The sequence below is a fragment of the Caulobacter sp. 17J80-11 genome (assembly GCF_014349105.1).
Classification (GTDB): domain Bacteria; phylum Pseudomonadota; class Alphaproteobacteria; order Caulobacterales; family Caulobacteraceae; genus 17J80-11.
Genome location: NZ_JACSJI010000003.1, coordinates 58225 through 82905 on the forward strand (window position 1 = coordinate 58225; position 24681 = coordinate 82905).

Genomic DNA, 24681 nt, shown 5'->3' on the forward strand with positions numbered 1-24681 from the left:
AACAGGAGGTTAAACCGGAGGTTTCACACCTGTCGACAGGCGAACCGCCTCAGGTCTCCAACGCCTTGGAGGCGAGTTCCCGAACATTGGGCGAAAGCCCGGGGTGGGCGAGGATGCGGGCCAGCTCGCCGCGCATCAAAGCGCCCAGTTCCGGGCGGTAGCGGCGCCAGCCCCCGAGCGGCTCGACCAGGCGCGCGGCGGTCATCGGATTGAAGGCGTCGACCGCCAGGATCTGGTCGGCCAGGAAGCGGTAGCCGGCCCCCGACGGATCGTGGAATCGGTAGGGATTGCCGCTGGCGAAGGTCTGCACCAGGGCCCGCAAACGATTGGGATTCTTCGCGTCGAAGGCCGGGTGGGAGGCCAGCTTCTGCACCCGCGCGATGGCGTCCGGCGCCGAGGTGCGGGCCTGGACGGCGAACCATTTGTCGACGACCAGCGGCTCGTCCTTCCAGCGCTCGTAGAAGTCGTTCAGCACCGTTTCGCAGGCCAGCCCGCCGATCTGCACCAGGGCGTTCATCGCGCCCATGGCGTCGGTCATGTTGGTGGAGGCGTCGTAGTGCGCCCGCGCCCGCTCGATGTCCTCGGGCAGGCCGACCGAGGCCAGGAGGTCCAGCAGACCGTTGCGCAGCGAGCGCCGGCCGGCGCCGGCCGCGTCCGGCGAGAACGGCCCGGGATCGGTCAGACCGTCGTGCAGACGCTCCAGCTCGGCGCGCAGTTGCGTGGCGATGGTCGCCCGAAGGGTCTCGCGCGCGTCGTGCAGGGCGGCCGGATCGGCCGGCGACATGCATAGCGAAAGATCCTGCTCGATGGGCGGCGACAGCAAGAGCGCCTTGAAGGCTTCGTTCGAGGACTGGTCGGCCAGGGCGCGGCCGACCGCGGCGGCGTAGCGGGCCTCGCCCTCCAGGTCGGCGCGACCTTCGGCGCGGGCCAGGATCAGGTCGCGGGCCAGGTTCTGGCCGGCCTCCCAGCGCGCGAACAGGTCGGGATCGGAGGCGAGACGCACGAAGCGGTGCTCGTCGGGCGCATCGGTCGAGAGCACGATCGGGGCGGAGAAGCCGCGCCCGGGCGACACCACGGGCGGCCGTTCCACGCCGGTCAGGCGCACGGTCTGGTCGGCCGACTCCAGCACCAGGACGTAATCCTGGACGGGGGCGTCGGCGCCCGGCGGCATGAAGCTCTGGGGGCGGCCCTCCTCGTCCAGCAGGCCGATCTTGATCGGCACCGGCAGGCAGTCCTTGTCCGGCTGGCCCGGGGTCGGCGGCGTAGTCTGGGTCAGGCGCAGGTCGACCGCCTTCGCCTCGGGATCGTAGTCGACCTCCAGGTGGACCTCCGGCGTGCCGGCCTGGGCGTACCAGCGGAAGAACTTCGACAGGTCCCGCCCGGTCGTCTCGGCGAAGGCCCCGACGAAGTCCTCGACCGTCACCGCGTGACCGTCGAACTTCTCGAAGTAATGATCCATGCCGCGTCGGAAGTCCTCCGGCCCCAGCAGGGTGCGCAGCATGCGGATGATCTCCGAGCCCTTCTCGTAGACCGTCGCGGTGTAGAAGTTGTCGATCTTGAAGTAGGTGGTCGGCCGCGCCGGATGGGCCAGCGGGCCCTGGTCCTCGGGGAACTGGCGCGCGCGCAGCGCCTTGACGTCCTTGATCCGCTGCACCGCCGCGCCGCGCATGTCGGCCGAGAAGCCCTGGTCGCGGAAGACGGTCAGGCCCTCCTTCACGCACAGCTGGAACCAGTCGCGGCAGGTGATGCGGTTGCCGGTCCAGTTGTGGAAGTACTCGTGGGCGACGACGCTCTCGATGCGCTCGTAGTCGACGTCGGTGGCGGTCGACGGGTCGGCCAGCAGCAGCGAGGAGTTGAAGATGTTCAGCCCCTTGTTCTCCATCGCCCCGAAATTGAAGTCGCGCACGGCGACGATCATGAACAGGTCGAGGTCGTACTCGCGGCCGTAGGTCTCCTCGTCCCACTTCATCGACCGCTTCAGCGCGTCCATGGCGTAGGTCGCGCGCTCGGCCTGGCCGGGATCGACATAGACCCGCAGGTCGATGTTGCGCCCGCTCATGGTGGTGAAGCTGTCGCTCAGCACGTCCAGCTGACCGGCGACCAGGGCGAACAGGTAGCAGGGCTTGGGGAAGGGATCGCGCCAGACGGCGTAGTGGCGCCCGCCGTCCATCTCGCCCCGCTCGACCAAGTTGCCGTTGGAGAGCAGGTGCGGATAGGCGGCCGTCTCGGCCTCGATGCGGACCGTGTAGCGGGTCAGCACGTCCGGCCGGTCCAGGAACCAGGTGATCTTGCGGAAGCCCTCGGCCTCGCACTGGGTGCAGAAGCGGCCGCCGGAGATGTAGAGCCCCTCCAGCGCCGTGTTGCCCTGCGGGTCGATCTCGACCTCGGTCTCCAGGACGAAGTCGTCGGGCACGTCGTGGAGGGTCAGCCCCTCGTCGGTGATGGTGAAGCCGGCGTCGCTCAGCGGCTCGCCGTCGATCGCGAAGGAGATCGGCTTCAGCCGTTCGCCGTTCAGGAACACGGTCCCGCCCGGCTGGCCTTCCTGGCGGCGCAGATGCAGGCGCGCGAGCACGCGCGTGGCCGTCGGATGCAGCCGGAACGTCAGCTCGACCTCGTCCGCCGCATAGGCCGTCGGACGATAGTCGGCGAGGCGGACGGGTTGCGGCGTGTCGGTGCGCATCGAGGGCTCCTGGTGGAACCTCTCTCTATGGCTGGAGACGCCGCTTCGTTCCAGCTTGGCGGAACGACGGTCTCGCCGGGCGGCTCCTAGCCGCCCCAGCAGTCCCGGAAGACCCGCGCGAAGTTGCCGCCCATGATCTTGGCCACCGCCCTCTCCCTGACGCCGCGCTTGAGCAGCTCGGCGGCGACGACCTTCATGCGGTCGGGGCGGTTCATGCCCTCGACGTAGGGCGGACGGCCTTCCTCGGGGGCGGCGACGCCGCGCTTCCTGCGGTCCTCGTTCTGCTCATCCCAGCGCTTCATGCTCTCGGGCGAGGTGTCCCAGCCGGTCAGGACGGCGTCGCTGCCGACCCCGACATGGTCCTCGCCGGCGACCTTCAGCACGTGCATCAGGTGGGCCATGTAGTCGTCGACGGTCGGCTGGCTGGGGCGCAGCGGGGTGATGAACGAGAGGTCGTAGATCCCGACCACCCCGCCCTTGTCGGCGACCGCCCGGATCGCCCGGTCGGACTTGTTGCGCGGGTGCGGGTGGACGGCCGCCGCGCCCGTGTGGGTCAGCAGGGGCGGGCGCTTGTATACGGCGACGGCGTCCAGGGCCGTGCGCTCGTCGCTGTGGCTGAGGTCGAGGGCCACGTGGTTGGCTTCCATGGACGCGATCGCCTGGCGGCCGAGCTCCGTCAGGCCCGTGGCCTCCGCCGCCGGCGTCATCACCCCGCCGCCGAAGGGCGAGGCGGTGTTGTAGCTGAGCTGCATCACCTTCACGCCCAGCGCCGCGAACTCGCCGATCCGCTCGGGCTGACCGTCGAGCATCTCGGTGGTCTCGAACGACCAGATCAGTCCGACCGGCCCCTCGCCGCGCAGGGCCTCGATCTCCGTCACGGTCCGCACGTTGCGATACACGGTGGGGTTCATCTCGGCGCACTTCTGGTAGGCGGCCAGGATCGTCTTGGTGTCGTCGTAGCCCGTGCCCGGGCCGACCACGGTGACCTTGGCCGCCGTCAGGGCCGAGCTCAGCACCTTGTCGGCCAATTCCTTGGGCAGCGGCGCGGAGTCGTCGATCGGCGCGGCCAGGTTGCCGTCGATGATCAGGCCGGTGCGGAACAGCCGCTCGACGACCGCCGCCGGGTCCTCGCCGGCCAGGGCGCGCCCGCCCAGCGCCGTCGCCGCGCTCAGTCCGAGCGCCGCGCCCAGGAGGCCGCGCCGATTCATCGTCTCGATCATGGAAGTCCCCCGCCTTGTCCGGCGATGTCGCGGCGCGGGGGCGGGGGTGTCAAATGAACGATCGGTAGGGCGAGGCCGACCTCAGCCGGTGAAGCGCATAAGCCGGGCGCGCAAGCGGTCGGCGGCTTCGCTTTCCTTCGGCTTGTCCGGCTCGAGCACGGTGGGCTCTGCCTTGGGCCGGGCCGGCTCGGCGTCGATGATCGGGGCCTGGGCCTTGGCGTCCGGGGCGAGGTTGCGCATCGGCCGGGCCGAGCCGGCCGTCGGAACGGGGCCGGGCGCCTCTACGGGGGCGGCGGCCGCCGCTGCGGCCGCTGCGGTCGCGGCAGGTCCCTCGCGGCGGGGCGGAGCGTTGTGGTCTTTGACCATGCGCAGGATCGCGTCGGCCGCGCGGGCCAGGCGCACCATCTCCGGCGGCGCGTCGTGCGGGGCGTCGGCGACCGCCTCGGCCAACTCCTCGGCCAGCCGCATCAGCTTGGGCGAGGCGCCGATCAGCCGGGCCTGGAACTCGATCTTGTGCGGGTCGCGGTCGTATTCCGCGCCCGGCACGCGCCAGCCGCCCCAGTCGTTCGGGTCGGTGACCACCACCGGATAGCTGCCCGGATAGGGGTGGTGGCCGCACTCTTCCGGCTGCTGCCACTTGTTCTTGGCGCGCAGCATCCGCCACTCGCCGGCCTTGGCGGCGGAAGGCGCGTCGTCGCCGCGCTCGGCCTCCAGCTCGTCGGCCAGGAACTCGCGCCCGAAGCCGACGTCGTAGGAGATGCGCACGGGCTCGTCGAAGCCCTTGGCCCAGACCGGCTGGACCTTCTCGACGACCGCCCAGGCGCCGACGCACTCGACCCAGACTTTCTGACCCTTTTGGAACTGCGCCTTCGCCATTGCCGCGGACCTGAAGAAATTCAGGACCCATCCTGCAGGCCAAGGGTTAGCGGAGGGCTAAGGGTTTACGCGTGCCCTGCGGCCGGCTTGGAGATCGCCTCCAGGGCCTCGCCGGCGTAGCGTTCCTTCACCTTGGCGGCCATGTCGCCGATCGAGACCACGCCGCACAGGTCGCGCGCGTCGTTGACGATCGGCAGGCGGCGGATCTGTTCGCCGCTCATCTTGTTGAGCACGGTTTCGAGGTCGTCGTTTTCATTCAGGAAGCTGACGTCGCGGGTCATAACCTCGCCGACCGGGGTGGACGGCGGCAGGGCGCCGGCGACGGCGCGGATGGCCAGGTCGCGGTCGGTGACGGCGCCGATCAGCCGCTTGCCGTCGACCACCGGCATGAAGCCGAAGTCGCCGCGGGCCATGCGCTGGGCGACGCTCTGGATCGGCTCCTCGGGCCGCGCCACCTCCACGTCGCGGGTCATCAAGTCACGGACTTTCATGGGAAATCTCCTGGGGTGAGCGGGGTGGCCCCGAACAAACCCCTAGAGCGGAGCCGGGTTCCGGCCCTCCCGTCAGGCCAGATGCAGCAGCTTGACCAGGACCAAGCCCGCCAGGGCCAGGCCGATCACCGAGCCGGTGGCCGCCGCCGCTACGCGCGGGCCGGCCTTGGCCACCGTGCGGACGTCGACGCCGAGGCCGAGCGCGGCCATGGAGACCACGGTCAGCAGCTTGGCGGTCGAGGCCATGGGCGTGGCCAGGGCGTGCGGGATCGCGCCCAGCGAGTTGAGGACGGCCAGCAGCAGGAAGGCAACGACGAACCACGGCACCAGCTTGTGCAGGGGCGGGCGGGCCAGGGTCTCGCCGGCCGCGGCCGCGCGGCGGTTCTGCAGCAGCGAGAAGCCGACCACGACCGGGCCCAGCATCAGCACGCGGGCGAGCTTGACCAGGGTGCCGACCTGCAGGGCGAGGGGCCCGACCGGGGCGGTGGCGGCCAGCACCTGCGGCACGGCGTAGACCGTCAGGCCGGCGATGGTCCCGTACTGCAGCTGGCTGAGGTGAAGGGCCGGGACCAGCAGGGGCAGGGCCAGCACCACGATCACGCCCAGCACGGCGGTGAAGGCGATGGCCGAGCCGACTTCCTCGGGCTCGGCCTTGATCACCGGCGCGACGGCGGCGATGGCCGAGTTGCCGCAAATGGCGTTGCCGGTCGCCACCAGCGCGGCGGTGCGGCGCGGCAGGCCCAGCGTGCGGCCGAGGCCGTAGCCGCCGACGAGCGCGATCACAACGACGGCCGCGATGCCGGCCAGCAGGCCCGGGCCGGCGGCCAGCAGGGCCGCGGCGCTGAGGCCGGCGCCCAGCAGGGCCACGGCGATCTCCAGCAGGGTCTTGGCGCTGAAGCCGACGCCGGCGCTCCAGGCCGCGCCGGGCTTCCAGGCTGTGCGCACGGCCGTTCCGATCAGGATGGCCAGCACCAGGCCCTCGATCCAGGCGCGCCCGAACAGGCGCTCCTCCAGAGCTTGCACGCCCATGGCCGCCAGGGTGACGGCCAGGCACAGGGCGACGCCGGGGGCCAGGCGCCGGGCCTGTTCGCTCAGGCGGCGGAGGGAAGGCGCGGACGGAAGGGCGAGGGTGGTCATGGGGACTCGGGCCGGCGACGGCTGCGAACCTGCGCCGAACGCCGATGATCGGACAAACGAGTTGTCGCGCTTGATCTGATCGGAAATTATGATTGATTGTCCGGATGACCCTGGAACAGCTCCGCGTGTTCGTCGCCGTCGCCGAGCGTCTGCACATGACCCGCGCGGCCGAAGCCCTGAACCTGACCCAGTCGGCGGCCAGCGCGGCGGTGGCCGCGCTGGAGGCGCGTCACGGGGTGCGGCTTTTCGACCGGGTGGGCCGGGGCCTCGTGCTGTCGCCGGAGGGCCGGGCTTTCCTGCCGGAGGCGCAGGCGGTGCTGGCGCGGGCGGCGGCGGCGGCCCAGGTGCTCGACGACCTGGCCGGGCTGCGGCGCGGCGCGGTGGCGATCTACGCCAGCCAGACCATCGCCAGCTACTGGCTGCCGCCGCGGCTGGTGCGGTTCCGGCAGGCGCACCCGGCGGTGGAGGTGCGGCTCTCGGTCGGCAACACCGCCCAGGTCGCCGCGGCGGTGGCGGCCGGCGAGGTCGACCTCGGCTTCGTCGAAGGCCCGGTGGAGGACGCCACGTTGGAGCGCACCCGCGTGGGCGCCGACCGACTCGCCGTGGTGGTGGGCGTCGACCACCCGTGGGCGGCCGGCGCGGCGATCGCGCCCGCCGAGCTGGCGAAGGGGCCCTGGGTGCTGCGCGAGCCGGGCTCGGGCACGCGCTCCGAGTTCGAGCAGGCCCTGCGCCGGCGCGGGCTGGATCCGGCCGGGATCGAGGTCGCGGCCGAACTGCCGTCGAACGAGGCGGTGCTGGCGGCGGTGCGGGCCGGCGGCCTGGCGGCGGCGGTCTCGGAGTTGGCGGCCGAACCCATGCTGGGCGCGGGCGTGCTCAGGCGCGCCGCGTTCGAGTTTCCGGAGCGGGCGTTCGAACTGCTGCGCCACCCGCAGCGCCACCGCAGCCGCGCGGCCGAGGCGCTGATCGGGACGCTGGGTTAGATCTCCGCCAGCCGCCGCTCCAGCTCGGCCATGTCGGCCGGCGGCGGGGTTTCGAAGCGCAGGGCCTCGCCGGTCACGGGGTGCACGAAGCCCAGCACGGCGGCGTGCAGGGCCTGGCGGCCGAGGCCGCTGGCCTCCAGCGCTTCCTGCACCGGCTTGGCCGGCTTGCCGGAGCCGTAGACCGGGTCGCCGAGGCAGGGCGCGCCCTTGTGGGCCATGTGCACGCGAATCTGGTGGGTGCGGCCGGTCTGCAGCCGGCAGGCGACGCGCGCGGCCAGCGGCTTGTCGGCCGGGCCGAAGGCGCGCTCGACCTTGTAGAAGGTCACCGCCTCGCGGCCGCCGGACTTCAGCACCGCCATCTTCTTGCGGTCGCCGGGCGAGCGGCCGATTCGGGTCTCGACCGTGCCGCGCGCCGGAGCGGGGGCGCCGCGGGTGAGCGCCACGTAGACCCGTTCGATGTCGTGGCGCGCGAACAGGGCCGAGAGCCCGGCGTGGGCGGCGTCGGTCTTGGCCGCGACCATGACCCCGGAGGTGTCCTTGTCGAGCCGGTGGACGATGCCCGGGCGCGCCACCCCGCCGACGCCGGAGAGCGAGCCGGCGCAGTGGTGGAGCAGGGCGTTGACCAGGGTGCCGCGCTCGCAGCCGGGGGCCGGGTGCACGGCCATGCCGGCCGCCTTGTCCAGCACGATCAGGTGGGCGTCCTCGTAGAGCACCGTGATCGGAATCGCTTCCGCCTCGGGCTCCGCCGGCGCGGGGGCCGGCACGGCGATGCGGTAGATCCCGGGTTTCGCCTTGGCCGAACCCGAGGTGACCGGCGCGCCGTCCAGGGTGACCGCGCCCTCGTCGATCAGGGCCTGCAGGCGCGCGCGTGACAGATCGGCGACCGCCTCGGCCAGGGCCTTGTCCAGCCGCACGCCGGCCTGGTCGGGGCCGAGCACGGCCTCGATCTCGCGCTCGGGGGCGAGGTCGTCGGCCTCCAGGTCGGGCTCGAAGTCGTCGGGCTTCATCGGGCGGGGCGCTCAAAAGCGAAAGGCCCGGACTTGCGATCCGGGCCTTCCAAACTCTGCCGATCCGAAAGGATCAGGAGATGTCTTCGTTGATCAGGCCGACCTTGAAGAAGCCGTTGTCCTGCAGGTCGTTCAGCACTTCCATGAACTGGCCGTACTCGACGTCGGCCTGGGCGCGCACGAACACCTGCTCTTCGGTCGGGTTGTCGCCGCCCAGGCGGCCGGCGAGGTCGCCCGCCAGGGTCTCGAGCGAGGTCTTTTGGTTCATCTCTTCACCGCGGCCGATGAAGAGGTCGCCGTTCTCCTGGATGGAGATGAACACCGGCGGCTCCACCTTGCCCACCGGCGGCGAGGCCGGCGGCATGTCCAGCTTGATCGACACGGTGGCCAGCGGCGCGGCCACCATGAAGATGATCAGCAGCACCAGCATGACGTCGACGAGCGGCGTGACGTTCAGGTCGGCGTTCGTGGCCACCGTGTATTTGGAATCACCACCGCCGGACAGCTTCGCGCCCATTCGCGTACTTCTCCCCATTGAGCGCGCCTTCGGGGCGCAGCTCTGATCTTAAATTCGGCCGGACATTCGCTCCGACGTCAACCGATGTAAAGCCTCGTGACGTTCGGAGGTTGCGCTTTCATGCCGCAGGCGAATGAAGCGAGGCTTAATCAGCCCCGTTGGGTCATCCGCAAGAAGCGTTCCTGCGCACTCTTGTCCGACTTGAACACCCCAGTGAACCGCGTGGTTATGGTCGAAACATGGCGGTGGTGGACGCCGCGGGTGGTCATGCACTGGTGCTCGGCGTCGATCAGCACCGCCACGCCGGCCGGGTTCAGGCTCTCGGTGATGGCGTCGGCGATCTGGGCGGTGAGGGTCTCCTGGGTCTGCAGGCGCTTGGAGAAGATCTCCACCACGCGCGCGATCTTGGAGATGCCCACGACCTTGTCGGTCGGCAGGTAGGCCACGTAGGCCTTGCCGAGGAACGGGGCCATGTGGTGCTCGCAGTGGCTCTCCACCTCGATGTCGCGCAGCATGACCATGTCGTCGTAGCCCTGCACGTCCTCGAAGGTGCGGGCCAGTTCCTTGGCCGGATCGGCGTCGTAGCCCTCGAACCACTCCTGGAAGGCGTCGACCACGCGCTTGGGCGTGTCGAGCAGGCCTTCGCGGGCCGGATCGTCGCCGGTCCAGGCGATCAGGGTGCGAACCGCCTGCATGGCTTCTTCGCGGGTCGGCTTTTTCGGGGCGAGGTCGACGGCCTTCAGAGCGGCGCGGTCCTGGGCGAAAGCGTCCATACTTTTTCTCTCCGGGCCGGCTTAGTGGCGCCGGGACGATGGTCCCGGAATGACGCGTGCCGCCCTTTGCATCGCGGGAATGGATGACGGGGGGACCTTCGAGGTTCCCGTCCCGGTTTTCCCGGAGGCCGCGAAGCTATATGGGACGCATCCCCGATCCGGCAACACGGCCCGACCATGAAGCTCGCCCTCTACGACACCCTGTCGCGCGAAAAGCGCGATTTCGAGCCGCAGGACCCGAAGCGGGTGACGCTCTACGTCTGCGGGCCGACGGTCTACGACTGCGCCCACATCGGCAACGCCCGCCCGGCGGTGGTGTTCGACGTGCTGAACCGCGTGCTGAGGAAGCTCTACGGGGCCGAGCACGTGGTCTACGCGCGCAACGTCACGGACGTGGACGACAAGATCAACGCCAAGGCGGCGGCCGAAGGCGTGCCGATCGGGGAGATCACCGCCCGCTACGAGAAGATCTATCTCGAGGACATGGGCCGGCTGAACGTGATCGCGCCGACGCTCGCCCCGCACGCCACCGACCACATCGGCGCCATCGTCGAGCAGATCGGCGCCCTGGTGGCGCGCGGCCACGCCTATGCGGCCGAAGGCCACGTGCTGTTCGACGTCGGCAGCTACGGCGACTACGGCGCCCTGTCGGGCCGCTCGGTCGAGGACATGATCGCCGGCGCCCGCGTCGAGGTCGCGCCCTACAAGAAGCACCCCGCCGACTTCGTGCTGTGGAAGCCCTCCAAGCCCGGCGAGCCGGTGTGGGAGAGCCCGTGGGGCGCGGGCCGGCCGGGCTGGCACATCGAATGCTCGGCCATGATCGAGGCCAACCTCGGCATGCCGATCGACATCCACGGCGGCGGGCACGACCTGATCTTCCCGCACCACGAGAACGAGATCGCCCAGGGCCGCTGCGCCCACGGCGCCCAGACCTATGCGCGCTACTGGGTGCACAACGGCTTCCTGACCATGGACGCCGAGAAGATGTCCAAGAGCCTGGGCAACGTCCTTTTGGTCCACGACCTGGTGAAGAGCGTGCCGGGCGAGGTGGTGCGCTGGGCCCTGCTGGCCGCCCACTACCGCGCGCCGCTGGACTGGACCGACGACCTGCTGACCCAGTCGCGCAAGAATCTCGACCGCCTGTACGGCGCACTGCGCCGCGCCCAGGGCGTGGAGGTCGAGCCGGTCGAGCCGCCGGCCGCCTTCATGGAGGCGCTGCTGGACGACATGAACACCCCGCGCGCGGTGGCCGAGCTGTTCGCGCTGGGCAAGGCGCTGGAGACCGCCGAATCGGGCGGCGCGCGCCGCAAGGCGAAGGCCGAGCTGCTGGCCGCCGCCGAGCTGCTGGGCGTGCTGACCGGCGACCCGGACGCCTGGTTCGAGGCGGGCGTGGACGACGACTTCCGCGCAAAGGTCGACGCGCTGATCCAGGCCCGCGGCGAGGCCCGCGCCACCAAGAACTGGCCCGAGGCCGACCGCATCCGCGGCGAGCTGACCGCGCTGAACGTCGAGGTGATGGACGGCCCGACGGGCGCCACCTGGCGGATGAAGGAGCCGGGGTGATGACCCTCGACCGCTATCGCATGTTCGCGGCCTACAACGCCTGGGCCAACGGACGGATCTACGACGCCTGCGCGAGCCTGCCGGAGGCGGCGTACAAGGCCGACCGCAATGCGTTCTTCGGCTCGCTGCACGGGACGCTGACCCACGTGCTGGTCGCCGACCGGATATGGATGCGGCGGCTGACCGGGGAGGGGCCGAGCTACGACCGCCTGGACGTCGAGTTGGCCGACGACCTCGCGACCCTGCAGGCCATGCGCCTGATCGAGGACGCGCGGATCAGGGCCTATGTCGACGCGATCGACCCGGCCGCGCTCGACGAGCCCTACGGCTACGCGAACATGAGCGGGGTGGCGCTGGAGCAGACGCTTTCGAGCGCGCTGGACCACGTCTTCAACCACCAGACCCACCACCGCGGCCAGGCCCACGGCCTGCTGTCGCTGGCCGGCGTCGAGCCGCCGGCGCTGGACCTGGTCTACTTCCAGCGCGAGGCGGGGATCACGCGGACGGTGTGAGGCGCGGGCCCGCCCTCGTTGTTCGGCTGAGGGCTACTGAACCGCCGCGCTCGGCGATAAACAGCTCGGATTCCGGCGTTCGCCGGCGTGAGCGAATACGGGGGATGTCCATGAACAAGCTGGCCGTGTCCGTGGCGGCGATCGCCGTCGCGCTGGGCGCCTTCGGCGTCGCGCAGGCGCAGACCAAGGCGCCCTGGGAAACCGACATCCTGCCGCCCGCCCTGGCCTGGCACGGCAAGAGCGAGAAGCTGATCGCCAAGCCGAACGACCCGTGGATCACGCCGTCGGAGACGACCGGGATCACCGCAACCCCGACCTACGCCGAAACCCGCGCCTTCATCGAGAAGCTGGACGCCGCCTCGCCGCTGCTGACCCTGTCGACCTTCGGCAAGTCGGCCCAGGGCCGCGAGCTGATGGTGGTCTACGCCACCAAGGACCCGGTGGTGGGCGGCCGCCCCCAGTTCGATCCGAAGAAGCCGGTGCTGCTGGTCCAGGCCGGCATCCACGCCGGCGAAATCGACGGCAAGGACGCGGGCCTGATGCTGCTGCGCGACATCGCCTTCAAGGGCAAGGACGGCCTGCTCGACAAGGTGAACCTCGTGTTCGTGCCGATCTTCAACGTCGACGGCCACGAGCGGACCTCGCCCTACAGCCGCCCCAACCAGCGCGGGCCGGTCAGCCAGGGCTGGCGCACCACCGCCCAGAACCTCAACCTGAACCGCGACTACGCCAAGGCCGACGCGCCGGAGATGCAGGCCATGATCGGCCTGATCCGGGCGGTTAACCCCGACCTCTACATCGACCTGCACGTCACCGACGGCGTCGACTACCAGTACGACGTCACCTTCGGCTACGAGGCCGAGGACGGTCGCACGGGCCGTTCGCCGGCCGGCGGCGCCTGGCTGGACCAGGTCTATCGCCCGGCGGTGGAGAAGGCGCTCAAAAGCCAGGGCCACATCCCCGGCAAGCTGGTGTTCGGCGTCGACGATCGCAATCCGGACACGGGCCTGGCCAGCGTGGCTTCGCCGCCGCGCTTCTCGACCGGCTATGGCGACGCCATCCGCGTGCCGACCGTGCTGGTCGAGAACCACTCGCTGAAGCCCTACAAGCAGCGCGTGCTGGGCATGTACGTGCTGATGGAGCAGTCGCTGAAGTCGCTGGCCGCCGACGGCGCGGCGCTGAAGACGGCCGAAGCCCAGGACGACGCGCGCCGCCCGACCCAGGTCATGGCCAACGCTCAGCCCGGGAAGGCGCCGACCGGCCAGCGCGATTTCGCGCGGATCGCCTTCGAGAAGTACCGCTCGGAAGCCTCCGGCGGCGACGAGGTGCGCTGGCTGGGAAAGCCGGCGGAAACCAAGCCGCTGCCGCTGTTCACCGACGCCCCGACGTTGGCGCTCGACGTACCGGCCGCCTACTGGGTGCCGGCCACCAAGCCGGAGGTGATCGAGCGCCTGAAGGTGCACGGGATCAAGATGGAGACCCTGACCGCGCCGCGCACGGTCCAGGTCGACATGACCCGCTTCGGCTCGGCCAAGCCGGCCGCGCGGGTCAACGAGGGCCACGTGCCGATCGAAGCCGAAGGCTTCAAGCACGAGCGCCGGACCGAGACCTATCCGGCCGGCTCGGTGCGGGTGCCGACCGACCAGCCGCTGGGCGAGCTGGCCGTGCTGCTGTTGGAGCCGCAGAGCGAAGACTCCTTCTTCGCCTGGGGCTTCTTCCCCGAGCTGCTGCAGCGGACCGAATACATCGAGGGCTACGCCATCGCGCCGCTGGCCGAGCGCATGCTGGCCGCCGACCCGAAGCTGAAGGCCGAATTCGAGGCCAAGCTGAAGGCCGAGCCGGACTTCGCCAAGGACCCGGACGCGCGTCTCGCTTGGTTCTACGCGCGCACGCCTTATTACGACGACCGCTACCTGCTCTATCCGGTGGGCCGGGAGATTTCTGGAGAGCCGCGCTGATGGCGTTTCGCGTCGAGTACCGCATCGGAATCAAGGCCACCTCCGACGCCATCTGGGAGGTGCTGTCCGACCTGGAGAGCTGGGGGACGTGGAACCCGGTCCACCCCAAGGCCTCCGGCAAGATCGGCATCGGCCAGCCGCTGTCGGTGCGCGAGACCATCGCGGGCCTGCCGGAGCGCGACTTCAACGCGACGGTGGTGGAGTGGGTGCCCCGCCAGCAGCTGATCTGGGCGGAGAAGCGCGGGTTCATGTCGCGCTCGGTCCGCTATTTCGAGATCGAGGAGTTGGAGCCCGGCAGCTGCATCTTCGCCATCGGCGAGATCTTCGAGGGCGCCCTCGGCGAGGTGGAAGGCAAACGCACGAAGCGCGTCCGCAAGGCCGCCTTCGAGCAGCTCGCTGAGGCGCTGCGGGCCAAGGTCGACGGCTGACGCGTCGGCCTTGCGCGCAGCTTGAGAACCATGTTCTCTGTCTGTTCGCAATCTCCGGAGCCGCCATGCTGACCCTGTTCCACGCGCCGCGTTCGCGTTCGACCCGCTTCCTGTGGCTGCTGGAGGAGCTGGGCGCGCCCTACGAGGTGCGGAAGGTCGACATCCGGCGCACGGGCGGGCCGCTGGCCGGGACGGGGGCGCGCGATCCGGCCAACCCGCACCCGCACGGCCAGGTGCCGGCCCTGCTGGACGACGGCGCCCTGGTCACGGAATCGGCGGCCATCGCGCTGTACCTGACCGACAAGTTCCCCGATGCGAAGCTGGGCTTCACGGTGGGCGAGCCGCAGCGCGGCCCCTACCTCAGCTGGCTGGCCTACTACGCGGGCGTGCTGGAGCCGGTGATCACCGCCCATTTCAAGGGCTCGGCCGACCCCGCCGACAAGGCGGCCTACGAAGCCATGGAAGAGCGTCTTCGCACCACGCTCGAGGGTTCGCCCTGGCTGCTGGGCGAGCGGTTCACCGCCGCCGACATCCTGTTCGTCTCCCTGCTGCAGTTCGCCCGCCAGGCCCTGCCGGCGCACGCGGTCTATGACGACTGGCTGGCCCGCGCGAACGCCCGCCCGGCGCTGGCCCGGGCGCTGGCCAAGGACGACGCGTGAGCGAGATCAGCTGATCCCCAAGGTTCGCTTCGCTCAGCTGCGGCCGGGATGACGGTAGATTTGAGAACGTGACGGCCCCATATTCCGCCCGATGCTGGACGAGCTCTACTCCGCCAAGATCCTGAACCTGGCCGCGCACCTGCCGCGGGCCGGGCGTCTGGCCGCGCCCGACGCCTCGGCCGAGCGGATCGCCAAGCTGTGCGGCAGCCGGGTGGTGGTCGACGTGGTGGTCGAGGACGGCCGGGTCATGGACCTGGCCCAGGACGTCCAGTGCTGCGCGCTGGGCCAGGCCGCCGCCTCGGTGCTGGGGGCCCAGGCCGTGGGCGCCACGGTCGCCGAGCTGGAAGCCGCCCGCGACCAGCTGCGCGCCATGCTGAAGTCCGACGGCCCCGCGCCGACCGGTCGTTTTTCCGACCTCGCCGTGCTGGAGCCGGTGAAGGCCTATCCCGCCCGCCACGCCTCGACCCTGCTGCCGTTCGAGGCCGCGGTCGCCGCCGCGCGGCAGGCCATCGAGCGAACTAGCTGCGCCGGCGCGGCTTGATCGGCCCTTTTCGCAAGTGCGATAAGCGCGCCGAACCGTCGTTCGCGGTCGCCCCGGCATGACACTCTATGAACGCGCCGTCCGCTTGAGCCTCCGGGCCTACAAGCTGACGCTTTCGCCCCTGATCGGGCGGCAGTGCCGCTTCCTTCCGACCTGTTCGGAATATGCGGCCGAAGCCCTGATCGCACACGGGTTCTGGCGCGGCTCCTACCTCGCCGCCCACCGCGTGTGCCGATGCAATCCCTGGGGCGGGTCTGGCTACGACCCCGTCCCGCCGCCGCAGAGCGGCAAACTGAAGTGTGAGACATGATCGACCTGGTGTTTCCCGACGGCGCCGTCCGCCAGTACCCGCAGGGTTCAACGGGCAAGGACGTGGCGCAGTCGATTTCGCCTTCGCTGGCCAAGAAGGCGGTGATGGTGAAGCTGGACGGCGAGCTGCGCGACCTGAACCGGCCGCTCGCCAGCGGCAAGCTCGAGATCGTCACGCGGGACAGCCCCGAGGCGCTGGAGACCATCCGCCACGACGTCGCCCACGTGCTGGCCGAGGCCGTGCAGGAGCTGTTCCCCGGCACGCAGGTCACCATCGGCCCGTCGATCGAGGACGGGTTCTATTACGACTTCGCCCGCGAGGAGCCGTTCTCCATCGACGACTTCGAGAAGATCGAAGCCAAGATGCGCGAGATCGTCGACCGCGACGAACCGATCCTGCGCGAGGTCTGGAACCGCGACGACGCGATCAAGTACTTCGAGTCGATCGGCGAGACGTACAAGGCCGAGATCGTCCGCGACCTGCCGCCCAGCGAGGAGATCACGGTCTACTCGCAGGGCCGCTGGAAGGACCTGTGCCGCGGGCCGCACCTGCCGTCGACCAAGCACGTCGGCAAGGCCTTCAAGCTGACCAAGCTGGCCGGCGCCTATTGGCGCGGCGACCACCGCAACGCCCAGCTGCAGCGCATGTACGGCACGGCCTGGGCCAACGAGGCCGACCTCGAGGCCTACCTCAAGCGCGTCGAGGAGGCCGAGAAGCGCGACCACCGCAAGCTCGGCCGGGCCATGAGCCTCTTCCATATGCAGGAAGAGGGCCGCGGCATGGTGTTCTGGCACCCCAAGGGCTGGGTCCTGTGGCGCGTGCTCGAGGCCTATATGCGCCGCCGCCTCGACGCGGCCGGCTATGTCGAGGTGAAGACCCCGCAGGTGCTGGACCGCAAGTTCTGGGAGGCCTCGGGTCACTGGGACAAGTACCGCCCCAACATGTTCGTCTGCGAGACGGTCGAGGGCGAGACCCTGTCGCTCAAGCCGATGAACTGCCCGGGCCACGTGCAGATCTTCGACCAGGGCCAGAAGTCGTATCGCGACCTGCCGCTGCGCATGGCCGAGTTCGGCGCCTGCCACCGCTACGAGCCGTCGGGGGCGCTGCACGGCCTGATGCGCGTGCGCGGCTTCACCCAGGACGACGCGCACATCTTCTGCCGCGAGGACCAGATCGTCGAAGAGACGGCCGCGTTCATCAAGCTGGCGAAGAGCATCCACGCCGACCTCGGCATGGAGACGGCCTACATCAACCTGGCCACCCGCCCCGAAGTCCGCGCCGGTTCGGACGCGTTCTGGGACAAGGCCGAGGCGCAGATGGCCGAGGCCGCCCGCGCGGCCGGCGTCGAACCCGTGATCGCCGAGGGCGATGGCGCCTTCTACGCGCCGAAGCTGGACTTCATCGTCAAGGACGCCATCGGCCGCGAATGGACCTGCGGCACCATCCAGCTGGACTACGTCCTGCCGGAGCGGCTGGGCGCCGAGTACGTGGCCGAAGACGGCTCCAAGCAGCGGCCGGTGATGCTGCATCGGGCGATCCTGGGCTCGTTCGAGCGCTTCATCGGCATCCTGATCGAGAACTACGGTGGGGCTTTCCCCCTGTGGCTCGCGCCTACGCAGGTCGTCGTGGCGACGATCACCTCCGACGCCGACGCCTTCGCCGAGGAGGCCGCCAGCGCCCTGCGCGCCGCCGGCCTGCGGGTGGAGACCGACCTGCGCAACGAGAAGATCAACTACAAGGTCCGCGAGCACTCGCTGGGCAAGACCCCGGTCATCGCCGTGGTCGGCCGCAAGGAAGCCGAGAACCGCACGGTCGCCCTGCGTCGCCTGGGCTCCCAGGACCAGACCTTGATCAGCCTGGACGAGGCGGTGGCGCAGCTGGTCGCCGAGGCCACGCCGCCGGACCTGCGCAGGGCCTGATCGGCCAGACGACCCGGACTTCAGCGCCCGCGGCCTCCCGGCCGCGGGCGCTTTCGTTCGTGCCCCGGAACGTCCGCGCCGCTCGGGGTGTTTTCGAGCGCAGCCGGACGCCGGGCGACGCTCGGCGTCCGGCTCGAAAAGGGGACAACCCGCCTATTCCCGGATTTGCGCAGCGCGGAGCCGGCCATGGACACCCGTGTCCGAACCAACCACACCGTGGTCGCCTTCGCGCCGGCGCGCGCGCCTGTCGCCGACGTGGCGGTCGTCATGGTGGTCTATCGCACCGGACCGGTCCTGTTCGACGCCGTGGACCGGGTGCTGAAGACGACGCGGGCCGGCGAGCTGGTCCTGGTCGACAACGGCTCCAGTCCCGAGGACGCCGCCCGCCTGGTCGAGATCGCCACGCGCGAGCCGCGGGTTCGGCTGCTGCAGGGCCACGGCAATGTCGGCTTCGCGCGCGGGGCCAATCTGGGCGCGTCCAGCGCCACCGCGCGCTGGCTGGTGTTCCTCAATCCCGACGCCCTGCTGGAGGACGGCTGCCTGGACGCCCTGGTCGCTGCGGCCGCCAACCGGCCCGGCCCCTGCGTGGTCGGCGCGCGCGTTCTCAATCCTGATCGCAGCGAACAGCGCGGCGCGCGGCGGGGGGAGGTGACGCCGGTCACGACCTTGCTCACCCTCTCGCGCCTGACCGCCGTGTTCGGCTTCCTGCGCGGGTTCGAGATCCACCACGAAGACCAGCCGGAGCCCGACGGCCCGGCCGAGGTGCCGACCATATCGGGCGCCTGCTTCTGCATGTGCCGCGACGACTTCCACGCGCTGGGCGGGTTCGACGGCCGCTACTTCCTGCACGTGGAGGACGTGGACCTGTGCTGGCGCGCCCGCCAGGCCGGCGGGTCGGTCTGGTTCCAGCCCAGGGCCGAGGTCGTCCACCTGGGCCACACCAGCCTGGCCGAGCCGGTGTTCGTGGAGTTCCACAAGGGCAGGGGCCTGGCCCGCTACTTCCGCAAGCGCGCCGACAATCCCGCCCGCCTGGCCCTGGCCTGGGCGCTGGGGCCGCTGATCGTGATGGCCGCGGTGCTGCGCCCCGCGCTTCGGAAGGTCACCGGAAAGGCGGGCTAGGGCCTCAGGCGGCGGGGCGGAACGGCCCGGCCTTCGACAGCTTCGACGGCGGCGCCTTGCCCAGCTTTCCGCCGACCCAGCGGGCCGTCTCGATCAGGGCGTCGAGGTCGTAGCCGGTTTCGAAGCCGGCGCGATGCAGGGCGAAGACCAGGTCCTCGGTCGCCACGTTGCCGGTGGCGTTGGGCGCGAACGGGCAGCCGCCGATGCCGCCGCAGGAGGCGTCCAGCACGTCCACCCCGGCCTCGACGCCGGCATAGGCGTTGGCCACGCCGGTGTTGCGGGTGTCGTGGAAGTGCAGGCGCAGGGTCGCGTCGCCGGCCGCGGCGCGCACGGCCTCGATGCGCCGGCGCACGGTCCAGGGATCGCCCACGCCGATGGTGTCGGCCAGACCGATCTCGCGCACGCCCAGCGCGGCGATGTCGCGGACGATCGCCGCCACCTGGCCGTCGGACACTTCGCCGTCGAACGGGCAGCCCCAGACCACCGACAGGGTGGCCGACAGCTTCGGCCCCGCGCCGGCGCCGGACAGGTTGTGGGTGCGCTCGACGATCTGGCCCAGCATGTCGACCTGCTGGGCGACGCTCAGGCCCTGGTTCTTCAGGCCGAAGCCGTCGGTGGCCGACATGGCCACATTGACCTCGTCGCAGTCGGCCGCGACCGCGCGGTCGAAGCCCTTCAGGTTCAGGGCCAGGCCGATGCGCGAACGGCCGGCGTCCTTCGGCAGGCCGGCCATCACCGTCTCGGCCTCGGCCATCTGCGGGACCAGTTTGGGATGGACGAAGGAGACCGCCTCGATGCGCCGCGCGCCGGCGTCCTCCAGCTTGCGGACGAACTCGATCCGGTCCTCGGGCGCGAGGACGACGGCCTCGTTCTGCAGGCCGTCGCGGGGCCCGACTTCGACGATCTCGATACGGCGGCTCATGGAACTCTACAGGCGCTTCAGGGGCGGGCGACGTCGGCCTGATATAGGGTCAGGCGCACGCGTTTGCCGTTGGAATAGTTGCGGCCCTCGACCACGTCCACCGAACGCACCTTGAGCTTCCGCTGGGCGAGGGCTTGCTGGAAGCTGTTCTCCTCGCGCCCTTCGATCAGCACTGGACGGCCCTGGGCCACGGCGGGAATCGCGTCCGCGCCCGTGGCCAGCAGTTCGGTGCGGGTGCCCAGCAGGAACACCAGGCTGGGCTCGGCGTAGCCGGCGACGGCCACCGGGCCGGGCACGACGCCCTCGCGCGGATCGAGGTCGGCCTTGCGCAGCGCCTTCTCGATGCGCGGCGAGACCTGCAGGGGCTGCAGGCTGCTGGCCACGCCCACCAGGGCGGCGTGGGCGAGCACGCCGAAGGCGCAGGCGACCACCATGGCCGTGCGGGCCGCCCGGTTCAGCAGGAGATAGGCGCCGACGAAGGCGCCGATCATGGCGAATTCGACGGTGAGCGAGACCCAGAAGGTGTCCGACTTGTCGCCGAACTGGGTCAGCCCGCCGACCGCGACGGCGCTGACGCCCAGCACCGCCAGGCAGGCCAGCACCACCCCGGTCCAGCGGGCGCGGGGGCCGATCGGCTGGGTCAGGGCCGCCGCCGCCAGCCAGGCGATCGCGCCGTAGGTCGGCAGGGGATAGTGGGGGAGCTTGGTGGGGACGAGCTCGAACACCACGAAGGCGGGCAGGAACCAAGCGATGGCGAAGCGCACGGCCGGCTCGGCGCGGCGCGTCCAGGCGGTCACGGCGGCGGCGGCCAGCAGCAGGGTGCCCGGATAGAACAGCAGGGGCAGCAGCAGAGTGTGCAAGCCCGGCGGCACGCCGTGACCCTCCTGGCCGCCGGCGACCTTCGCGGCCATGTCGCCGCCGATCGAGGTGCCCCAGAAGGCGCCGTCCGTGGCGACGGTGATCGCCACCGCCCACGGGCCGACGACGGCCAGCACGATCGCCAGGCCCCAGCCCCAGCCGAGGCCTTTCAGCCAGCGCCACTTCCGGTCCCAGAGGCCGAGCGTGATCATGGCCAGGCCCGCGACCATCGGGCCGATCGGGCCCTTGACCAGGATGGCCACGGCCATCGCCGTCCAGAACAGCAGCTTGGTCTTGCGCCCGGCCGAGATCCCCTCGCCGCGCGAGGCGAGGTAAAGCCGCGCCAACGCGGCCATGGCCAGGGTCACGGTTCCGCACAGGACCGCGTCGGTCTTGGCGATGAAGGCCTCGGTCGAGAGCAGGAAGCTCGCGCCCAGCATCACGCCGGCCAGCACGCCGGCGCGCGCGCCCCAGATCGCCGTCGCGCCCCAGGCGCAGGCGGCCGCGGCCAGCATGGCCCCCAGCAGAGAGGGAATGCGGTAGGCCCAGATGTCGCGCGCTTCCGGGCTGGAGAGGGCCGACACGGCGGCGGCCTGCAGCCAGTGGATGCCGACCGGCTTCTTGTGCCGCGGCTGGTCCTGGAACTGGATGTTCACGAAGTCGTCGGTTTCGAGCATCTGCGCCGTCGCCTGGGCGAAGCGCGACTCGTCGCGGTCCAGCGGCGGCATGGCGAACACGCCGGGCAGGCCCGCGATCAGGGCGACCAGGGCGGCCAGCAGCGGGCCTCGCCAGCCCGCGATCCAACGATCAATGTCGAAGCGCGTCATAGGCGCGCTATTAGCACGCAATTCGACGTGCGCCCTCCCGTAAAGCCGCGAAGCGCGGTAAGAGGCGCGGGAACTCAGAGGCCCGAATGACGCCCGAAATCTCTATCGTCGTCCCGGTTTACAACGAAGAAGGCGCCGCGGCTTCGCTGGCGCGCGAGATCGCCGCCGCGTTCGACGGCCGCGACTACGAGATGATTTTCGTCAACGACGCGAGCCGCGATTCGACCCTGGCCGAACTCGAGGCGCTGAAGGCCGAACTGCCGCGCCTGCGGGTGCTGACCCACAAGTCCAACGCCGGCCAGAGCCGCGCCGTGCGCACCGGCGTGCTGGCCGCGCGCGGCCCGATCGTGGTCACCATGGACGGCGACGGCCAGAACCCGCCGGCCGACGCGCCCAAGCTGGCCGACGCGCTGAGGGCCGCGCCGGGCGAGGTCGCCCTGGTCGGCGGCCGGCGCGCCAAGCGCCAGGACAGCGCCGCCAAGCGCTACGCCTCACGCTGGGCCAACGGCATCCGCAAGAAGCTGCTGAACGACCAGGCTGACGACACCGGCTGCGGCCTGAAGGCCTTCCGCCGCGAGTCGTTCCTGCTGCTGCCCTACTTCGATCACATGCACCGCTACCTGCCGGCGCTGATGATCCGCGAAGGCTACCAGGTGCGCTTCGAGGACGTCGGCCACCGCCCGCGCACCACGGGCGCGTCGAAGTACACCAACCTGGGCCGGCTGTGGGCGGCCTTCTCGGATCTGGCCGGGGTGATGTGGCTGCGTTCGCGGGCCCGCAATCCGGGCGGCGCGGTCGAGGTCTGATCCGCTCCAGGTGATTGGAGCGCGACGGCCGCCGAAACCGGCCTCCACTTTCGGCTGTCGCGCTCTTACGAGCGCAGGATCATCGAGTCCGGGGTGGCTTCCAGCCGCGACAGGCGGCCCAGATAGCTCATGCCTAAAAGCGAGGTCTCCAGGCCCTTCTCCATGACCAGGGCCTGGACCTTCTCCACGCGCGCGCCGGCGACCGACACGTAGTCGAGCTCGACCAGGGCGGCGCGGATCTCGCCGGCCGCGGTCTTAACCGGATGGCTGAAGTCCAGCCGTGAGGCGTCGATGCCCAGGCGCTTGGCGTCGGCGGCGGTCAGGGCGACGGTGGTCGCGCCGGTGTCGACCAGGAAGCGGACGTGCCGGCCCTCCACGGTCGCCTCGGCCCAGAAGTGGCCGTCCTTGGCTTTGGTGATGGCCGCGGCGGCGGAGCTCGGGGCGGCGGTCTCGATCATCGGCTCGGCCGAAGCCGTCGCCTGTTCCTCGACGGAGACCAGCGGTGCGGCGAAGGGAATGCTCACCCGCGGCAGGTCGTAGACCGAGTCCAGGGCCACCACGGCTCCCCCGGCGCCCAGGGCGGACACGACGGCGGCGGCGGCGATGACGGCGGCGTTCTTGAGCATGCGGACTCTCGTGACGCCGCTTCTCGGCGCCAGGACACCCTAGCCGCCTGGGGTTTGCATCCGGTGAATCAGAGGTTGTCGAGTCGTGAATCAAAGCCCCAGCTTGCGGGGGTCGATCCGGCTCCGCCGGGCGGGCAGTTCGGCCATGATCTCGGCCCGGCGCTCGGCGGTCAGCTTCGCCCAGCCGGCGATCTCCGGAAGGGTGCGGAAGCAGCCCAGGCAAAGGCCGCTCTCGCCGTCGACGGCGCAGACCTTCACACACGGGGTGACGATAGGGGCGGGGACGGGGTTCATGTCCGTAAGTGATCGAAGCTAATGTATGATCGCCCTAAGTTTTCCGGGCGGCGCGGGCAAGCCTTGCAGGGAATTAACTTGTCCCGGCGGGGCCGTCGCGCGAAGTTGTTCTCAACGGCGTCGGTGGTTGTATCGAGCATCCCGACGTACGTGTTCTTGCTGGTTTCCTCAAAGCCCCGGCCCGCGCCGGGGCTATTTTTTTTGCGCGTCGCGCGGCGAGGCGCGGGGACCTGCGGTGACCTGAATTCACGCTTTCGCGCTGAAATGCGCGCTTTGGCGCCGGACGAGGTTCTCTGTAACAAGTTGTTTCGTCGCGGAAATCTCGACAATCCCCACGCAAAAAATTGATGTTTTTTGATCCGAACCCGGATTAATTCTTGTCAATTTCGCGCGCGGCGCCAGAGTGAGTGTCGACGCGCCAGACGACTGGGAGGGTGAAAGTCCCTGGGAGCCGCGACGTGTCTCTTACTGGCTTGACCGGCTGGCTTAGGAGACGCCGATGAAAGACAAAGACAAGAACATGCAGCACGCGATGTTCTCGTTCGCCTTGCTGGGAGGGCTGCTGGTCGGCTCCAAGGGCAAGGACAGGCTTGGTGGCAGGCCTCTGGACTTCAGTCCGCTCCCGCGTAAGCCGCGCTAGACCGTCTTCGACGTGCTTGCAGCGGACCGCCCCGGCCCCCGGGCCTGATCCGATCCGCTTGGATCGGATCAGGCCCGGAAGTCTCGGAGTGAGCGCATTTTCTTCGCCGAACCGTCGGCCACTTCGGCGAAAAATGCGCTAAGGCCGGGCTTTCGTATGTGCGGAGCGCGCGCCGTGGGCCTGATCCAGATCGAACGCCGGGGGCCGATCGCCCTCCTGACCCTCAACCGCCCCGACAAGCTCAACGCCATTCCCGAACTGGACGACGGCGAGGCCTTCGCCGCCGCCTGCGAACAGCTGAACGTCGACCGCGAGGTGCGCTGCGCGGTGATCACCGGCGCCGGCCGGGCCTTTTCGGCCGGCGGCGACGTGAAGGCCATGCAGGCCAAGACCGACCTGTTCGAGGGCGACGGCATGGCGCTGCGCGACCGCTATCGCCGCATCGTCCACCGGATCGTGCGCTCGGTGTACGCCCTGGACGTGCCGCTGATCGCCGCCGTCAACGGGCCGGCGGTGGGCCTGGGCTGCGGGTTGGCGGGCCTCGCCGACATCCGCATCGCTTCGGACCAGGCGCGCTTCGGCGTGCCGTTCCTGAAGCTCGGCATCCTGCCCGGCGACGGCGACGCCTGGATGCTGCCGCGGCTGGTCGGCTATCCGCGCGCGGCCGAGCTGCTGTTCACCGGCGACCTGATCGACGCCGACACCGCCGAGCGCTGGGGCCTGGTCAACCGGGTGGTCCCGCATGAGCGGCTGATGGAGGAGGCGATGGCCATGGCCGAGAAGATCGCCGCCCAGGCCCCGCACGCGCTTCGCCTGACCAAGGCCCTGCTGCGCCAGGGCCGCGAGGGCTCGTTCGAGGCCCTGCTGGAGACCACCGCCGCGGCCCAGGCGCTCGCTCACCTGACCGCCGACCACCACGAGGGCGTCAGCGCCCACGTCGAGCGCCGCAAGCCGGAGTTCCGGGGGGAGTAGAGCGCTTCTCCTCCCCCGCAGCTCCGCTGCAGGGGAGGAGAGTTGG

General features: G+C 70.4%; 25 protein-coding genes. 13 read left to right on the forward strand and 12 right to left on the reverse strand.

From position 1 onward, the window contains the following. Positions 1–49: 49 nt before the first annotated feature. The 5 genes from pepN to H8B08_RS04330 all read right to left on the reverse strand — a co-directional run bounded on the left by pepN (position 50) and on the right by H8B08_RS04330 (position 6404). The gene (pepN, locus tag H8B08_RS04310; RefSeq protein ID WP_187448975.1) at positions 50–2680 is read right to left on the reverse strand and encodes an aminopeptidase N; all 2631 of its coding nucleotides are present in this window, start codon (positions 2678–2680) and stop codon (positions 50–52) included. An 86-nt stretch (positions 2681–2766) separates the two neighbouring features. Next, positions 2767–3900 carry a dipeptidase gene (locus tag H8B08_RS04315; RefSeq protein ID WP_187448976.1) on the reverse strand — a complete coding sequence of 378 codons (1134 nt, stop codon included), beginning with the start codon at positions 3898–3900 and terminating at the stop codon, positions 2767–2769. Between the two features lie 81 nt (positions 3901–3981). After that, positions 3982–4776: a hypothetical protein gene (locus tag H8B08_RS04320; RefSeq protein WP_370545396.1), complete on the reverse strand. Its 795-nt coding sequence runs from the start codon at positions 4774–4776 to the stop codon at positions 3982–3984. Positions 4777–4841: 65 nt separating this feature from the next. Continuing rightward, a complete protein-coding gene (locus tag H8B08_RS04325; RefSeq protein WP_187448977.1) occupies positions 4842–5267 on the reverse strand; it encodes a CBS domain-containing protein in 426 nt (141 codons plus the stop codon). A gap of 72 nt (positions 5268–5339) precedes the next feature. Further along, positions 5340–6404 (reverse strand): YeiH family protein, encoded by a 1065-nt coding sequence (locus H8B08_RS04330; protein WP_187448978.1) that lies wholly within the window; start codon positions 6402–6404, stop codon positions 5340–5342. Positions 6405–6508: 104 nt separating this feature from the next. Here H8B08_RS04330 and H8B08_RS04335 point away from each other — a divergent pair, with 104 nt between their 5' ends. After that, positions 6509–7384, forward strand: coding sequence for a LysR substrate-binding domain-containing protein (locus H8B08_RS04335; RefSeq protein WP_187448979.1), 876 nt, complete (start codon positions 6509–6511; stop codon positions 7382–7384). On the opposite strand, the gene H8B08_RS04340 is transcribed toward H8B08_RS04335, so the two are convergent. The 3 genes from H8B08_RS04340 to folE form a co-directional block, all read right to left on the reverse strand. Further along, positions 7381–8391 (reverse strand): RluA family pseudouridine synthase, encoded by a 1011-nt coding sequence (locus H8B08_RS04340; RefSeq protein ID WP_187448980.1) that lies wholly within the window; start codon positions 8389–8391, stop codon positions 7381–7383. The genes H8B08_RS04335 and H8B08_RS04340 overlap by 4 nt on opposite strands. Before the next feature lie 73 nt (positions 8392–8464). Beyond that, positions 8465–8908, reverse strand: a complete 444-nt coding sequence (locus H8B08_RS04345; protein WP_187448981.1) for a biopolymer transporter ExbD — start codon at positions 8906–8908, stop codon at positions 8465–8467. Positions 8909–9057: 149 nt separating this feature from the next. Further along, complete coding sequence (folE, locus tag H8B08_RS04350) at positions 9058–9681, reverse strand: GTP cyclohydrolase I FolE (protein WP_187448982.1); 624 nt, start codon at positions 9679–9681, stop codon at positions 9058–9060. A 177-nt stretch (positions 9682–9858) separates the two neighbouring features. Here folE and cysS point away from each other — a divergent pair, with 177 nt between their 5' ends. The 9 genes from cysS to H8B08_RS04395 all read left to right on the forward strand — a co-directional run bounded on the left by cysS (position 9859) and on the right by H8B08_RS04395 (position 18690). After that, the gene (cysS, locus tag H8B08_RS04355) at positions 9859–11244 is read left to right on the forward strand and encodes a cysteine--tRNA ligase (protein ID WP_187448983.1); all 1386 of its coding nucleotides are present in this window, start codon (positions 9859–9861) and stop codon (positions 11242–11244) included. Further along, positions 11244–11756 (forward strand): DinB family protein, encoded by a 513-nt coding sequence (locus H8B08_RS04360; RefSeq protein WP_187448984.1) that lies wholly within the window; start codon positions 11244–11246, stop codon positions 11754–11756. Before cysS ends, H8B08_RS04360 begins: the two co-directional genes overlap by 1 nt. A gap of 110 nt (positions 11757–11866) precedes the next feature. Then, positions 11867–13714, forward strand: a complete 1848-nt coding sequence (locus H8B08_RS04365) for a M14 family metallopeptidase (protein ID WP_222934309.1) — start codon at positions 11867–11869, stop codon at positions 13712–13714. Beyond that, positions 13714–14142 carry an SRPBCC domain-containing protein gene (locus tag H8B08_RS04370; protein WP_187448986.1) on the forward strand — a complete coding sequence of 143 codons (429 nt, stop codon included), beginning with the start codon at positions 13714–13716 and terminating at the stop codon, positions 14140–14142. Before H8B08_RS04365 ends, H8B08_RS04370 begins: the two co-directional genes overlap by 1 nt. Positions 14143–14207: 65 nt before the next feature. Then, positions 14208–14801, forward strand: a complete 594-nt coding sequence (locus H8B08_RS04375) for a glutathione S-transferase family protein (RefSeq protein WP_187448987.1) — start codon at positions 14208–14210, stop codon at positions 14799–14801. A 91-nt stretch (positions 14802–14892) separates the two neighbouring features. Then, entirely contained in the window at positions 14893–15342 is a 450-nt protein-coding gene (locus H8B08_RS04380) for an iron-sulfur cluster assembly scaffold protein (RefSeq protein WP_187448988.1), read from the forward strand. Positions 15343–15400: 58 nt separating this feature from the next. After that, on the forward strand, positions 15401–15652 hold the full coding sequence (yidD, locus tag H8B08_RS04385) for a membrane protein insertion efficiency factor YidD (protein WP_163260127.1): 252 nt from the start codon (positions 15401–15403) through the stop codon (positions 15650–15652). After that, complete coding sequence (gene thrS / locus H8B08_RS04390; protein WP_187448989.1) at positions 15649–17571, forward strand: threonine--tRNA ligase; 1923 nt, start codon at positions 15649–15651, stop codon at positions 17569–17571. The genes yidD and thrS overlap by 4 nt, the downstream gene beginning before the upstream one ends. Positions 17572–17757: 186 nt before the next feature. Next, on the forward strand, positions 17758–18690 hold the full coding sequence (locus tag H8B08_RS04395; RefSeq protein ID WP_187448990.1) for a glycosyltransferase family 2 protein: 933 nt from the start codon (positions 17758–17760) through the stop codon (positions 18688–18690). A gap of 4 nt (positions 18691–18694) precedes the next feature. Here H8B08_RS04395 and H8B08_RS04400 read toward each other — a convergent pair whose 3' ends face one another. Both H8B08_RS04400 and H8B08_RS04405 read right to left on the reverse strand, forming a co-directional pair. Next, on the reverse strand, positions 18695–19612 hold the full coding sequence (locus H8B08_RS04400) for a hydroxymethylglutaryl-CoA lyase (RefSeq protein ID WP_187448991.1): 918 nt from the start codon (positions 19610–19612) through the stop codon (positions 18695–18697). Positions 19613–19629: 17 nt separating this feature from the next. Next, positions 19630–21297 carry a glycosyltransferase family 39 protein gene (locus H8B08_RS04405; protein WP_187448992.1) on the reverse strand — a complete coding sequence of 556 codons (1668 nt, stop codon included), beginning with the start codon at positions 21295–21297 and terminating at the stop codon, positions 19630–19632. Between the two features lie 86 nt (positions 21298–21383). Here H8B08_RS04405 and H8B08_RS04410 point away from each other — a divergent pair, with 86 nt between their 5' ends. Next, entirely contained in the window at positions 21384–22103 is a 720-nt protein-coding gene (locus H8B08_RS04410) for a glycosyltransferase family 2 protein (protein WP_187448993.1), read from the forward strand. 65 nt (positions 22104–22168) lie between these two features. Here H8B08_RS04410 and H8B08_RS04415 read toward each other — a convergent pair whose 3' ends face one another. Both H8B08_RS04415 and H8B08_RS04420 read right to left on the reverse strand, forming a co-directional pair. After that, positions 22169–22729, reverse strand: coding sequence for a TIGR02281 family clan AA aspartic protease (locus H8B08_RS04415; RefSeq protein ID WP_187448994.1), 561 nt, complete (start codon positions 22727–22729; stop codon positions 22169–22171). A 90-nt stretch (positions 22730–22819) separates the two neighbouring features. Next, the gene (locus H8B08_RS04420; protein ID WP_187448995.1) at positions 22820–23023 is read right to left on the reverse strand and encodes a DUF1289 domain-containing protein; all 204 of its coding nucleotides are present in this window, start codon (positions 23021–23023) and stop codon (positions 22820–22822) included. 499 nt (positions 23024–23522) lie between these two features. On the opposite strand from H8B08_RS04420, the gene H8B08_RS04425 reads away from it, so the two are divergent. After that, complete coding sequence (locus H8B08_RS04425) at positions 23523–23663, forward strand: hypothetical protein (RefSeq protein WP_187448996.1); 141 nt, start codon at positions 23523–23525, stop codon at positions 23661–23663. 174 nt (positions 23664–23837) lie between these two features. Further along, a complete protein-coding gene (locus tag H8B08_RS04430) occupies positions 23838–24635 on the forward strand; it encodes a crotonase/enoyl-CoA hydratase family protein (RefSeq protein ID WP_187448997.1) in 798 nt (265 codons plus the stop codon). Positions 24636–24681 lie beyond the last annotated feature (46 nt).